The organism is Bacillus sp. AFS037270 (assembly GCF_002585305.1).
This window is the reverse complement of the sequence record NZ_NUNF01000103.1, coordinates 1-14,456: the sequence shown is the minus strand read 5'-3', so window position 1 is coordinate 14,456 and position 14,456 is coordinate 1. Positions and strand designations below refer to the sequence as shown.

The following is a 14,456-nucleotide window of genomic DNA, read 5'->3' as shown; positions in this document are numbered from 1 at the left end:
ATTGCATTTTTTGGTCTGTTTTTGTTAAAATTATTAAAGAACACTTGTTCGTTTTTTTAAAAAGAAAGGTGAAGATGAGATGACCAGAATTCCGGAGGATGAGCGTGACATCATGGAAAAGGCCATTTATTTACCAATGGTACTTATAATCCTTAACCGTGATTTATCCGTAGTAACAAACAGCCCTTTTAAATTAAAGAAGCCCTATTTGAATTTAATTGAAGAAACCATGAAGGAAATTCAACGGGAGTTAGCTGAAGTTAGACAATACATGATGAAGAATAAACTTCAGGTAATTGAAACAAAACGGGATGATGCTTTTACAATGTATATGTTTATCTATAAAGGCTACGAAGAAAATCATAATTATTTTAATCCAAGAATTCGAAACAAAGTCCAAGAATTATTAGAAACATACTTATCAAAAAAACACCTATCGTAATAGCTCTTATTTCTTATTCAAATAAAGCTCATGACTCTCTGATGCCTTTGAAGGCTTGGAACCATGAAGTAAAAAAGCTAATTTTTTCTGACTAAACTCTACTCTTTGCATTAACTTCATTTGTAAGTGAGAAGTCCGTAACATTTGGGTATTGAATGTATTATAGGAAACAGGGAAAATATGTGATTGATTATTGCGGAAAATGACCAATGTTTCCCGTGCGGAAACACGGCGATAATCTTTGATATGTTCTGCGAAGAACCAGATACATTTAGGGCTCTCAGGGGAAGCGGTACAGAATGTATAGATATTGTTAATGGGTTCAATTAGAATCGGAAGCTTACGTGAGTAATCAATCAATAGCCGTGTCCCTTTCCTTCTGCCTTCATAATCGACACCATAATAAGCACAGCTTTTTTGAATAATACTGAATGGTTTAAGCGGAGATAGGATTTCATCTTCGATTTCACCAATGAGTGAAAATACTTTATTTCCATACTCTTCTGGTTTTATATACATGGTACAGGAATTCACTATATAATCTCCGGTTTGATTGTGTGTCAAAATCCCACTCCTTTTGTTACATTTATCCACCATATCTTACCACTTTTTACTTTTAACTCCCTTACTTTCTTTGTATTGTTCAGAAAATATTCACAACTATTTGTCAAGAACAAAACTATTAGAAAATTTTAAAAAGTATTGATATTATAACAAAAAGACCATATACTTTAAAAAAGCTCAGAGGTGATTTTCATGAACGATAAATCATACCAAGAATTAATGAAAATTGGTGCCATGAAACGAACCCGTATGAAAGAGAACTTCGTCCAAGATTTATACATCGAGATGCTGTTGTCGGAAATCCAGTTAAATGTGGAAAAAGAAAAGCTTCTGCAAAAAATTGACAAAGCCATTGATACTCGTGATAAAAAGACCTTTCAGCTACTTTCAATTGAGCTAAAGAAGATTAACAAACGATTCGGAACCTAAAATGTTAACCGCCGTTATCAACGGCGGTTTTTTATTTTGTAACACTTAATGGCTCCAGCTCCCGTTAGAAAAGGCCAGGGATAAAAATCCTTGGCCTTAAAATGCTCTCATACTATTGATTACGATGCTTAATTTCATATTGCTCAAGCATGGAAATTCGATCTAGCATCGATGGATGGGTATACCGGAATATTTTTACTAGTAATGGCGGGTTTACCTCACTTAATCCAGACCGGGTTAATTCTTGGAAGGAGCTAATGGCAGCCTCCGGATTTTTGGTCATTTCAATTGCATACTTATCCGCACGCGTTTCCTCATAACGTGAAGCAAGATTAGTCAGTGGACTCGCAGAAAATAATAGCAAGGATAAAATCATAAAAAATAACGGCAAGGAGCGAATATCTCTTACATCATCTATTTTCAGTTCCTTGCCCCATTTTCTTACAGCCCAGTTCATAATTTTGTAAGTTAGATAAAGTCCAAGTAGTGAGAGCAGTAAGTAACCAGCTATCCCAAAATAAATATGTTTTTCAACGTAATGGCAAATTTCATGAGCCATGATAAATAAAATTTGGGCATCATTTAACCTGTTTAATGTGGTATCCCAAAGGACAATCCTAGCATTTGAACCAATCCCGCTTACATAAGCGTTTAACGCGTTGGTCTTATCCGCCATGTTAACCTCAAAAACATGCTGTGCCGGGATATCTGCTTTCTCTGCCAATACTAAAATCTTTGTTTCCAATTCTTTGTTTTTCAAAGGATAAAAATCATTGTATAACGGGTCAATCACAACCGGCTGCAAGAACATCATAAATAATGTAAAAGGTACAGATAACAGCCAGCCATAGAGCCACCAGCGCTTTTGGCTTTTCTTCATTAGCCAGTAGAGAACTGGAACAATAATCAGCCAGGTACCATAGTTGATCCAGAAGTCAATTAATTCATCTTTCATCCAGGAAGCAAATGTCTGGGTTGAAATATGATAGGTCCGAGATAATGAATAGCTGATATAATTCAAAGGAAAGGTGGCCACAAATGCAAAAAAGGATAGCCAAATTAAATAAATTGGCATTCGCAATACCTTATACTTTGCTGACTGATCTGCCCAACGCTTAAAGGCCTTTGAAAACCCAAATAGCAGGATAAGAAAATAGAAAAGCCATTCAAATGGAGTCGATAAAAAAAACAATAAATTTCTAATCTTTGAATACTCTTCGCTTAAGTCTAACTCCCTTCCATTAAGGAAAGTTGATGGGTCTGCTTTGGAGCCTTGGAATTCAAATGGTAATGAGGTATTAGCAAAATGAAATAAATACCAATAAATAAACAAACCATATAAACAAAAGGCCAAAACCGCATAGACCCCCATTTTCCGTACCATGATTTTGTCCCCCTTTTTGTACAACCTCTCTATACTTAGTTTAGTTTAAAAAGGAGGATTTAGAACTAAGAAAACGAAAAGCCAGTCTTATTACTGGCTACAGAAGATAAGAGTATAGGGCAAGGACAGCAATCGAGCCTAGGACGACCACTATTACATTGGCTCCTAAAAACGCAGTGATAAAAGCAGCGGCTGCTCCCAGAACCCCATACCAAATGTCGTCGTCTTGAATAAAGACAATAGCTGGAAAAATAAGCGCACCGAGGGTGGCATAAGGAACATTTTTTAGTACCCCTTGAAGAAATGGCGGAAGTTCCTTCCCTTTAAAGAGGAGAAACGGAAGCATCCGCGGAATATATGTAACCAATCCCATTCCTATGATCATCCATAATATTTCACTCTTCATTCTGAACCCCCCGATGCTTACTTTTAAGGACCTCAACAATCTCCATGATAATGGCAGACAGTAGGGTTGCACTTACAATTGACCATCCCTGTGCCATGATGTGGCTTAGGGTAAAAATGGAATTAAACACTGCCCCTAGCACTGCCAAAAAAATAACCTTCGCACTTTTTTTCATGGATGGAACAAGAAGCCCGATAAACATGGCATAAAGTGCTACTCCCATACTATCCTGTAGTGTTTGCGGAAGACTGGCACCAATTAAATGGCCAACCCCTGAAAAGACAACCCAGCTAGAATAGGAGACAGAAATGATTCCAAACATATACCCTGTTGTCACTGAATTTCCTCTTGTTGCTGCAACCGAAAAGGTCTCATCCGTAATTCCAAAAGCATAGACCAGTTTGTTAAGAAGGTGGTCCTCTTCCACCTTCTCATTTAATGTGGCAGACATTAAAAAGTGGCGTATGTTTACAATAAAGGTTGTTAAAATAATCTCAAAAATTCCTGTTCCGTAAGCAATAAGACTTAACGAAATATATTGTGCAGCACCCGCAAACACAATTAAGCTCATCAGAACGGTTTCATAAATGGACAGACCTGATGTTTTAGCAAGGAGACCAAATGTCAAGGCAATCGGAAAATAACCAATCCCGATGCTTACACCAGCCTGAATACCCTTCTTAAATTCTGATGATTCTCTCCCTATTGCAAAATCAGCCATCCTGATTTCCCCCCTTTATTTCTAAACTTCATAAACATAAATTTTAGCAAACTTTTATTCAGAACGGAATAAGAAAAGCGCTGGAGCTAGACAATTCTCAAAGTCAAAAACTTTACTTTCTTATCTCAAAAAAAAACATGGTGCCAGGCACCATGTCACTTCCCTTTAAAATTTGGTTTTCTCTTTTCTGAAAAAGCTTGTAATGCTTCAATTCGGTCCTCTGTTGGGAGAGTTATCTCATATGCCTTCCGCTCAATTTGCAGACCAGTATGCAAATCCGCATTCATACCATTTTTTATCGCAAACTTAGCCTGCTGTAAAGCAACTGGTCCGTTAGCTAGCAGCTGTGAGCAAAAGGCAAAACATTCACTTAACAAATTACTCCGATTGACAACCCTTGTAAGCAGTCCATAATGATTGGCTTCGTTTGCTGTAAGCCGTCTTGCCGTCAAGATGAGTTCAAGAGCTTTTGCCTGTCCAATAAGTCTAGGAAGCCGCTGTGTGCCGCCAGCACCCGGAATAATGGCTAGACTCGTTTCTGTTAATCCCATTACCGCATCATGAGCTGCAATCCGAAAATCACAGGCTAAAGCAAGTTCCATCCCTCCGCCGAATGCAAAGCCATTTATAGCTGCAACCGTGGGCTGGGGCAGCTGATCAATATCGGTAAAAACCTCATTGATTTTATTTAAATTTCGTTTGACTTGCTCCTCTGTTAAATGCCTTCGTTCTTTTAAGTCTGCGCCTACGCTAAAGGCTTTCTCCCCTGCGCCGGTGAAAATAACCGCCCTTACCTCTTGATTAACTCGGATGGATTCTATTTTATGTTTTAATTCCAGTAAAGTGTTATAATCAAAAGCATTTAGTGCTTCTGCACGATTAGTGGTGATGACTGCTACATGATTTTGAATCTCAAGTAAAACTTGCTCCATTTTAACCCCTCCCTTTATTAAGAGAATTCTAAAAAGGCAGGGAAAATGCCTGCCTTTACAAGAAAATTTTTAATTATTCACCTTTTGGGAGATTTGATATTTAAGAGCCCGTCTAAGTATTTTTCCAGTTGTATTCTTGGGAAGTTCATCTAAGAATTCAATGGTTGTTGGCACTTTATACTTGGCTAGGTGTTCTCTGCAATATTCTTGAACCTGTTCTCGTGTTAGTCCAGGCCTTTTGCTGACGACATAAGCAGTAACCATTTCCCCTTGATTAGGATCCGGCATACCCACCACGGCCACCTCAAGCACTTCCGGGTGATTGTAAATTACTTCCTCTACTTCGCGAGGATAAACGTTATAGCCGCCTACAATAATCAAATCCTTTTTCCGATCAACAATATAAAAGTAACCTTCTTCATCCATTCTGGCCATATCACCGGTATGAAGCCAGCCGTTCCGAATAGTGACTTGTGTTTCTTCTGGCATCTTATAATACCCTTTCATCACATTTGGCCCACGAACAATCAGCTCTCCAACACCACCGATTGGAACATCCTGCCCAAGTTCGTCGACAATTTTATTTTCCACTCGGAGAATCGATGTGCCAATCGAACCAGGCTTGCGCGGACGATCAAGCGGATTAAAGCAGGTTACCGGTGATGCTTCCGATAATCCGTACCCTTCTGAAATTAACACATTAAATTTTTTCTCAAAATTCTTTAATAACGCAACCGGCAGGGAGGCACCACCGGAAATACATAAACGTAAGGATTGGAGATCATAAGGGTCTCCATCAGGATATTGATAGAGGAAATTATACATGGTCGGCACACCTGCAAAGACAGTGGCCCTATGGTCCTTTATTAACGAGAAAACTTCTTTTGGACTAAATTTCGGTGCAATTAATAAGGTTGCTCCGTTTAGTAATGGGGCGTTTAAGGAGACAGTCAAACAAAAAACGTGAAACATCGGAAGAACCGTGACAACTCTGTCATCCTGATTCATTTTTAAGTAATCGCCAACATCTTTAGCGTTACTAAATAGATTTTTGTGAGTCAACATAGCGCCCTTTGGTTTTCCTGTTGTCCCAGAGGTATAAAGGATAATCGCCACATCATCTTCCTTCAGAGCTGGACCTTGGAATGATAGCTCACCAGAGGCAATCACTTCTGTAAACGATTTCATTTTAGAGCAAACAGACAATTTCTCTAGTTCTGATTGTACGAGACAATCGGGCTTTGTTTCACACAAAATATAGCGCTCTACATTTGGGAGTAAGGTATGCATTTTTTCTGCAAGTGGTAATGCTAAATCAAGGGCAACTACCGCTTTTACATCCCCATTATCTAAGATATAACCAATTTCATCTGCGGTGTAGATAGGATTAACGGGAATAACGATTACCCCAAGCCGTAATGCCCCATATAAGCTGATGACAAAGTGCGGTGTATTTCCCAATAACAAGGCAATATGGTCTCCTTGCTTGATTCCCATTTTTTCTAAACCAGAAGCAAACTTTTGGATAGCAGTTTCTAATTCTGCATAAGTACTCTGCTGCCCCATAAAACAATAGGCTGGTTTGTCGGCAAATTTCTTGGCGGTTTCTTGAAGCTGAGCTGAAAGATTCATCTTTTCCCTCCCCTGAATGAATAATCATTCATATTAAATTTTCTAAATATATTATATTGCTTGAATTTTAAGTATTCAAGTATAATTCGTAAAAAATGGAAAAAGATCAGCGATGTCTAAGTGACATCGCTGATCTTTAATAGATTAAATTAATAAATTCCTCTTTTGATATATTTCCGAAATAATGCTTTGTCTCTATGTCGTCAAGAGCCTGCTCAATTTCACTTCTTTCATAGCGGATGCCTGTTAATCTTTTCTCAATCTCACTTACCTCACCAACACCAAAAAAGTCACCATATATTTTGCAATTTTCAACTTTTCCTTTATTTACCTCTAAGCGAACGTCAACCGAACCTACTGGGAAACGATGCGAATGCTGAAGGTTAAATTTTGGGGATTTTCCATAATTCCAGTCCCAGTTTTGGTAACGTTCTTTTGAAAGCTGATGGATTTTTTCCCAATCCTCCTCTGTTAAAATATATTCTGGTATTTCATCTTGTCCGCCGAAAATATTCTTTAACAGTAAAGAACGAAATTCTTCTATACTAATTTTTTCTGTTAAAAATTCGGAAATATTAGCGACTCGGCTGCGAACAGATTTGATTCCTTTTGATTCAATCTTATCCTTTTTAACTTTTAGAGCTGACACCACATTCTCTATTTCCGAATTAAGCATCAAGGTTCCATGACTAAACATTCGGCCCTTTGTAGAAAATTGGGCATTACCAGATATTTTCCTTCCCTCAACTTCTAAATCATTTCTACCGCTCAACATCGCGTTTACCCCTAATTTTTGCAAGGCTTCAACCACTGGCTCGGTAAATTTACGGAAATTATGGAAGCTCTCCCCGTCATCCTTTGTAATAAAACTAAAGTTTAAATTCCCCAGGTCATGGTAAACGGCACCACCACCAGATAATCTGCGGACGACATGAATTCCATTCCTATCCACATAATCCGTATTTATTTCTTCAATCGTATTTTGATTTTTTCCAATAATAATCGATGGTTCATTTATGTAAAACAATAAATATGTTTCGTTTATATCCAGGTTTTTCAAAGCATATTCTTCAATCGCCAGATTGATACGAGGATCAGTAATCCCTTTGTTATCGATAAATAACATGGTCACATTCCCTTCCTTATAGTGTGATAGAAAGAAATTCTTCTGCAAGTTTTATTATACCGCTATATTCCCGGGATGCTTCCGTAATTAGCTCATCAAGGTTCCCATAATGGGGCAGATGTGTAAGAATTAGTTGCTTTACCCCAGCCTTCTGTGCAAGCTGCCCCGCCTCAATACTATTCATATGCCCAGCAGACTTGCCGTTTTGATTTCCATAAAAGTTACATTCGCATAAAAGGATTTCTGCATCATGACTGAATTCAATAAATTCCTTTTTAAATGAACTATCCCCAGTATAAACAAGGGTTTTTCCGCCCGCCTCAATTCTCATTGCATAACAGGAAACGGGATGATTCGTTTTTAAAAATGATATTTTAAACGGGCCTGCTGATAGGGTATCTTTAGGATTATACGGTACTCCTTTAGTAATGGTTTTATAGGTCAGTTTGCTAAATTCATGTTCATCAAATGAATGCCCGTAAACAGGCAGATTAGGGATCTCCTTTCCAAGGAAGCCTTGTATTAACCTGGCATGCTGTAAAACTCCAATATCCGCAATATGATCCGGGTGGTAATGTGAGAGGATGACTGCATCCAATTCCTCAGGTTGTACGACATTTTGCAGTTTTGAGAGAACACCACTCCCACAATCAATTAGTAAATGAAATCCTTCATGTTCCAATAAATAACCAGAACTTGCAGCATTCTTCTTGGGGTAACCTCCCCAATATCCGATAACGGTCAATTTCATGAAATCCCCTCCAAATCTTAGTCTAACTTTAATATATTCAAAAAACGGCATCTATTCATTCTATAAAAAAAGAAGCTGATCTTATTGGACAGCTCCTGATGGATTTTTTCATTTTAAAAATTCTAATACATTTTGGACTGCTGCTTCACCCTGATCGATGCAATCTGGGACTCCTACTCCTCCATAAGAGGCGCCAGCCAAAAAAACACCTGGTAATTCCTTTTTCATATGCTCCTGAATCTTTGCTAAGCGTTGTTTGTGTCCCACCGTATATTGAGGCATCGACTTCTTCCAACGTGAAACAATCGAAAAGTCAGGATTTAACGTAATATTCATCGTCCTTTTTAAATCATCAAGGACAATTTTAATAATCTGATCATCTGACAAATCAACGATTGTCTCATCCCCAGCTCTTCCAACATAACAGCGGAGCAGAACCTTTCCCTTTGGTGTGGAGTGCTCCCATTTTTTATGTGTCCAAGTACAGGCAGTTATCGAATAATCGCTATTTCTTGAAACAACATAGCCAGTCCCATCGATATCATTTTTAATAGCTTCCTCAGGAAAAGCTAATGCAACGGTTGCAACTGAGGTTGACGGCACCGATTTAAATGGGTCAAAGAAACGATAATCCGAAAACATCGATTGAGTTATCTGGTGTGGTGTTGCAGCGATAATAGTATCAGCTTTAATTGACTCTCCATTGTTGAGAAGAACTTCGTAACCATGTTCTGATTTGATTATTTTATCAACACGGTGGCCTTTTAAAATTATTTTGGGATTAAGCCTAGCCTCAATCGCCTCTACAAATGATTGTAGACCTGTTCTGAAGGTTAAAAATCCGCCTTTTTTCTTGTCCATCGTATCCTTTTGTTTTGGCTGTGATGGCGTTGTTCTTTTCATCCCCATGATCAAGCTTCGGTATTTTTGTTCGACCTCATAAAATTGTGGAAATGTTGACATGAGACTTAATTGGTCAATATCGCCGGCATAAATACCTGATAATAATGGTTCAATTAAATTTTCAACTACTTCATCTCCCAATCTTCTTCTGAAAAATTGACCTAGAGATTGGTCCTTTCCGCTCTCAGAACGAGGCAATATAAAATCAGCTGCCGCTCTTAGTTTACCGGGAACGGAAAAAAGACCAGTTGTTATAAATGGTCCAATTTCTGTTGGAATTCCCATAATTGATCCGCCGGGCATTGCATGAAGCTTGTCGTTCACCAAAACGTATGATTTACCTGTTGCATTTGGCACCAATTGGCCTTCCATACCAACTTCCTTTGCCAGCTTAATGATACTTGTCTTTTTTGCTAAAAAAGAATCAGGACCTCTTTCAATCGTATACCCGTCTCTTCTGACGGTTTGTAATTTGCCGCCGAGACGGTGTGATGATTCAATCAGCTGAATTTCGATGGGGAGATGATCTTCTAGAATCATTTTTTGCAGATAAAAAGCTGATGCTAGTCCAGCTATTCCTCCACCAACAATAACAACCTTCTTTTTATCCTCCGCCACGGACTCACCTGCTTCCATAAAAATTCCTGTCTATTCCATTTAAGCTAAACTTTTTACGATTACAGTTGCTAAACAATCAATAAATTCGCCTTTAGCATTAGGCATTTCCGGTCGATAATACTTTGCCCCTAATTGATCTGTTACTGTTTTACATTCAATATCATTATCATAAAGCACTTCAAGATGGTCACATACGAATCCTACAGGTGCAAAAACGAAAGACTTGTAATGATTCTGGTTAAACAGTTCTCTCGTTAAGTCCTGTACATCCGGACCAATCCACGGTTCTGGTGTATTGCCGGCACTTTGCCAGCCAATTTCAAAGTTTTCAATTCCAGCCTGTTTGGCTATTAATTCAGCCGTTTCTTTCAGCTGACTTGGATATGGGTCGCCAAATTGAAGAATCTTCTCCGGCAAGCTGTGGGCAGAAACGATCAAAACAGCCTGCTCCTTTTCAGTTTTAGGCATTTGGTCAAAGATTTCTTTTATTTTATCAGCCCAGTAGCTAATAAATTTCGGTTCCTTGTACCAGCTTTCAATCGTTTTAATTTTAAGTCCACCTAATTTTTCTGCTTCTTCAACCGCTCTTCCATTGTATGATTTTACACTAAAGGTTGAAAAATGCGGGGCAAGCACAAGACTTACAGCTTCTTCAATACCATCTTCATGCATTTTTTTAACTGCATCTTCAATAAATGGTTCGATATGTTTTAACCCTAAATACATTTTAAATTCAATTTCATCTTGGATCTGATTAAGATGTTCTTCAAGCTTTTCTGCCTGATCTAAGGTAATTCTAGCTAATGGAGAGATTCCCCCTATTGCTTCGTAACGGTTCCTGAGATCCTCTATCAGTTCAGGTGTTGGTTTACGGCCATGGCGAATATGGGTATAGTATGGTATTAAATCATCTAATGAATATGGGGTACCATATGCCATTACTAACAGACCCATTCGTTTCTTTGTCATCTCATTGCACCTCGTTTTAAGTCCTACTTTTTCTGGTTTATGTAAAAAGGCATTATAGGCTTACTATCCTTTAATGCCTTTTTGAAACAGCTTATTATATTGTGCCAAAAAATTGGACTGCTTACCAATTTTACGACTTACTTTAAGAATTAGCGGCTTAATTTGGATTCCGAATAGTCATGAATAAACGAAGTTAATCTTTTTAATGTGTCTGGATTGACCGATGGGAATACACCATGACCTAAATTAAAGATATATCCGTCTTGGGCCATTCCTTGATCTAATATTTCTCTAGCTTTCTCTTCAATAACCTCCCAAGGAGCTAAAAGGATCGCCGGATCAAGGTTGCCTTGAACAGTTTTTTGGATACCCATTTCTCTAGCCTGACGAATGGGCAGACGCCAATCAAGACCAACCACATCGAGCGGAAGTTCATTCCATTCTAAGGCAAGGTGACTTGCACCTACGCCGAACATAATGAGCGGAACATTTTCCTCTTTTAAGGATGTAAAAATTCGATTCATGACTGGCTTGATGAAGTAACGATAATCTTCTACATTCAAGGCACCAACCCATGAATCAAAGATTTGGATGGCTTTTGCACCAGCTTTAATTTGCGATTTTACATATGTAATAATCATATCGCCGAGTTTGTCCATTAATGCAAACCATGCCTTTGGCTCTGCATACATGAAAGCTTTGGTCTTATTATAGTTTTTGGATGGACCGCCTTCAATCATGTAACTCGCAAGTGTAAAGGGCGCACCAGAGAAACCGATTAATGGTACATTTAACTGTTCTTGTGTTAGTAATTTGATCGTATCGAGCACATATGGAACGTCTTCTTCCGGATGTATTTCACCTAATTTTTCTACATCAGCTAAAGAGCGAATCGGTTTATCAATGACCGGGCCAACTCCACCCTTTATTTCTACTTCCACGCCTATAGCTGGGAGCGGTGTCATGATATCTTTATATAAAATGGCGGCATCGACGTTATATTGTTCTACAGGCAAGCGTGTAACATAAGCACATAGCTCTGGCTGATGTGTAATCTCAAATAAGGAATATTTTTCTTTTATTTCTCTATACTCTGGCTGTGAGCGGCCAGCCTGGCGCATATACCATACAGGCACATAGTTTGTCTTTTCGCCTTTAGCGGCTTTTAAAAATGTTTCATTAATTGTTCTTGTCATGAAGAATATCCACCTTTCAAAGACTGTCTGTTTTCCATTTTAATATATTGCAGGTAAAATTAAAAACCATTGGTATACATAGCTGTTCTCAATATAACGATTATTCCTTTTTCTGTATAGCGTACGAAATGATCTGTCAAAAAAAAGTCGTTTTTAAGTGACTAAAATTGTGTAAATAAATAGAGAGCATACTGAGATTGAATATGTATAAAATATGGAAGATTTATTAATTAGGGGTGACAAAAATGAATGTTTATATTACGGCTGGAACACTAGACTTCTTACAGAAGATCGAAAATAAATATCCTAATGAACGAATGTTGGCGATGCTGAATGAAAATGGGGCAATACTGCTGCATGAAACCAATGGTCAAACCGTTTTTAATGAACCACGCAGGTATGAGGTTTTAGAATCCTATGGAGACTTAAATAAAGAGGGTTTTGTTGTTATGAATAACATTTCCGTTACTGATGAAGGCCGTCCTTTATTTGAACACCAGTTTAAACAGCTGACGGGAAATGTAGTAACCGCCCAAGGTTTAACAGCATTACGACTGCTACGTCCTATATCCTCAAATCCTTATATTATTATGACTGTCTGGGAAGACAAAGCCTTGTATCAAAAGTGGCAGGGTTCTAATTCCACATTTGATGCACTTAAAGCCGATTTCAACGGGCAGCAAAAAATCTTCACAAGCTCACCATATATAAACAAATATACAATCGCAGGTAACAGTTAACCTTAACCTAAAATGGAGTTTTGCTCCATTTTTTTATTGCTCCATTTTTTTATTCCTCCACCTCACCACTTGATACAGATTACATATTCTGTATTACAGTCAAAAAGGGCTATAGCCCTTTTTGGAAGAAAGGAGGATTTTCAATGCTAATTGAACTTACAGCACTTCATTGGATATATGTGGCCTTTATAATTTTAATTATTGGCTTTATGATCATGAGAAGGGACACAACCATTGTGTGTATTGTCGGGATATTCTTAATAGCCTTGACAGCCACCGGCAGTTTAAGTCATTCCGTCAGCAGTATTTTTAACAGTTTTAGCTATGCAATAACCGAACTATTATCTACTATTCTTGTTATTTCGATTATTGTCGCGATGAGCCATACCCTAACGTCCACTGGAATAAATGATGTGATGATTTCACCATTTCGAAAATTAATCCGTAATCCAGGCCTTGCCTATTGGACGATTGGGATCCTAATGATGGTAATTTCCTGGTTTTTTTGGCCATCTCCTGCTGTTGCCCTGCTTGGCGCCGTCCTGCTGCCGGTAGCAATTAGAGCGGGGCTTCCTGCACTTGGGGTCGCCATGGCAATGAATTTGTTCGGGCACGGAATAGCCCTATCAGGTGACTTTGTCATTCAAGCAGCTCCTAAACTTACGGCGGATGCTGCCGGACTTCCCATCCAAGATGTCATAGAAGCCAGCATTCCACTAGTTTTTGTTATGGGGTTAGTAACAACCATTACCGCCTTCTACTTTTTAAGGAGAGATATGAAGCGTGGAACTCTTCAAACAGCTTCATCAGTATTAGAAGATATATCTGATGAAGAAAGGAATAAACCCACTCTCTTATCACTCACCCAGAGACGTTTCTTCGCAATATTAGTACCAGTTCTATTTGCAGCGGATGTAGCTGCTATGTCCGTCCTCAATTTAACCGGTGGAGATGCTACAGCCCTAATTGGTGGAACCTCCATCCTTATCCTTCTTCTCATTACCATTATGAGTCACAAGAACGAAGGCCTAGAAAAAACAACTCAATATTTAATTGAGGGTTTTCAATTTGGGTTTAAGGTGTTTGGTCCAGTTATTCCAATTGCCGCATTCTTTTATTTAGGTGACAGCGGTTTCACAACTATTATTGGAGATTATTTACCGAAAGCTTCCCAAGGAATTGTGAACGATTTGGGGATTGCCCTTGCCAACATTGTTCCTCTTAGTAAGGTGGTAGGTGCTGTGACACTCACAACCGTTGGGGCAATTACCGGTTTAGATGGTTCAGGCTTCTCAGGCATTTCGCTCGCTGGATCGATTGCCAGTTTGTTTGCTGCAGCGATTGGAAAAGGTGCCGCAACACTAACTGCCCTTGGACAAATCGCCGCCATTTGGGTGGGCGGCGGAACCTTGGTGCCATGGGCCTTAATTCCTGCAGCAGCAATTTGTAAGGTCGATCCGTTTGAATTAGCCAGACGAAACCTACTCCCAGTATTAATAGGACTGGTTGTAACTACGATTGTTGCTATGTTTTTAATATAAAAACAAAAGCGCAAGCGCCTTGAACAGCCCCGACAAGCATAAGACCAGCTGGCCGAAACGTTGCTTTTTAACCTTTTGGACGGATTGGCTCATGACCTCGAG

General features: G+C 38.8%; 15 protein-coding genes. 4 read left to right on the top strand and 11 right to left on the bottom strand.

Annotated elements, in window-relative coordinates; translation table 11 throughout:
- Positions 1–79 precede the first annotated feature (79 nt).
- The gene (locus COD92_RS30220; protein WP_098529782.1) at positions 80–442 is read left to right on the top strand and encodes a YhjD family protein; all 363 of its coding nucleotides are present in this window, start codon (positions 80–82) and stop codon (positions 440–442) included.
- A 6-nt stretch (positions 443–448) separates the two neighbouring features.
- On the opposite strand, the gene COD92_RS30215 is transcribed toward COD92_RS30220, so the two are convergent.
- The gene (locus COD92_RS30215; protein ID WP_176541167.1) at positions 449–1,006 is read right to left on the bottom strand and encodes a competence protein ComK; all 558 of its coding nucleotides are present in this window, start codon (positions 1,004–1,006) and stop codon (positions 449–451) included.
- Between the two features lie 192 nt (positions 1,007–1,198).
- Here COD92_RS30215 and COD92_RS30210 point away from each other — a divergent pair, with 192 nt between their 5' ends.
- A complete protein-coding gene (locus tag COD92_RS30210; protein WP_098529780.1) occupies positions 1,199–1,435 on the top strand; it encodes an IDEAL domain-containing protein in 237 nt (78 codons plus the stop codon).
- Positions 1,436–1,547: 112 nt separating this feature from the next.
- On the opposite strand, the gene COD92_RS30205 is transcribed toward COD92_RS30210, so the two are convergent.
- The 10 genes from COD92_RS30205 to hemE form a co-directional block, all read right to left on the bottom strand.
- Complete coding sequence (locus COD92_RS30205; protein WP_098996814.1) at positions 1,548–2,819, bottom strand: M48 family metallopeptidase; 1,272 nt, start codon at positions 2,817–2,819, stop codon at positions 1,548–1,550.
- A gap of 97 nt (positions 2,820–2,916) precedes the next feature.
- Entirely contained in the window at positions 2,917–3,225 is a 309-nt protein-coding gene (locus COD92_RS30200; protein ID WP_098529778.1) for an AzlD domain-containing protein, read from the bottom strand.
- The gene (locus COD92_RS30195; protein WP_098996813.1) at positions 3,215–3,946 is read right to left on the bottom strand and encodes an AzlC family ABC transporter permease; all 732 of its coding nucleotides are present in this window, start codon (positions 3,944–3,946) and stop codon (positions 3,215–3,217) included. The genes COD92_RS30200 and COD92_RS30195 overlap by 11 nt, the downstream gene beginning before the upstream one ends.
- A gap of 155 nt (positions 3,947–4,101) precedes the next feature.
- Complete coding sequence (locus COD92_RS30190) at positions 4,102–4,878, bottom strand: enoyl-CoA hydratase-related protein (protein ID WP_098529776.1); 777 nt, start codon at positions 4,876–4,878, stop codon at positions 4,102–4,104.
- Between the two features lie 69 nt (positions 4,879–4,947).
- Positions 4,948–6,510, bottom strand: coding sequence for a fatty acid--CoA ligase family protein (locus tag COD92_RS30185; protein ID WP_098996812.1), 1,563 nt, complete (start codon positions 6,508–6,510; stop codon positions 4,948–4,950).
- 136 nt (positions 6,511–6,646) lie between these two features.
- A complete protein-coding gene (lplA, locus tag COD92_RS30180) occupies positions 6,647–7,636 on the bottom strand; it encodes a lipoate--protein ligase (RefSeq protein WP_098996811.1) in 990 nt (329 codons plus the stop codon).
- Between the two features lie 16 nt (positions 7,637–7,652).
- The gene (locus tag COD92_RS30175; protein WP_098996810.1) at positions 7,653–8,387 is read right to left on the bottom strand and encodes an MBL fold metallo-hydrolase; all 735 of its coding nucleotides are present in this window, start codon (positions 8,385–8,387) and stop codon (positions 7,653–7,655) included.
- Positions 8,388–8,495: 108 nt separating this feature from the next.
- Complete coding sequence (gene hemY, locus COD92_RS30170; RefSeq protein WP_098529806.1) at positions 8,496–9,908, bottom strand: protoporphyrinogen oxidase; 1,413 nt, start codon at positions 9,906–9,908, stop codon at positions 8,496–8,498.
- Between the two features lie 39 nt (positions 9,909–9,947).
- On the bottom strand, positions 9,948–10,877 hold the full coding sequence (gene hemH, locus COD92_RS30165; RefSeq protein WP_098996809.1) for a ferrochelatase: 930 nt from the start codon (positions 10,875–10,877) through the stop codon (positions 9,948–9,950).
- A 149-nt stretch (positions 10,878–11,026) separates the two neighbouring features.
- Positions 11,027–12,073, bottom strand: coding sequence for a uroporphyrinogen decarboxylase (gene hemE, locus COD92_RS30160; RefSeq protein WP_098529771.1), 1,047 nt, complete (start codon positions 12,071–12,073; stop codon positions 11,027–11,029).
- Between the two features lie 245 nt (positions 12,074–12,318).
- On the opposite strand from hemE, the gene COD92_RS30155 reads away from it, so the two are divergent.
- Positions 12,319–12,813 (top strand): antibiotic biosynthesis monooxygenase family protein, encoded by a 495-nt coding sequence (locus COD92_RS30155; RefSeq protein WP_098529770.1) that lies wholly within the window; start codon positions 12,319–12,321, stop codon positions 12,811–12,813.
- A gap of 143 nt (positions 12,814–12,956) precedes the next feature.
- A complete protein-coding gene (locus COD92_RS30150; protein WP_098529769.1) occupies positions 12,957–14,354 on the top strand; it encodes a hypothetical protein in 1,398 nt (465 codons plus the stop codon).
- The last annotated feature ends 102 nt before the right edge of the window (positions 14,355–14,456 follow it).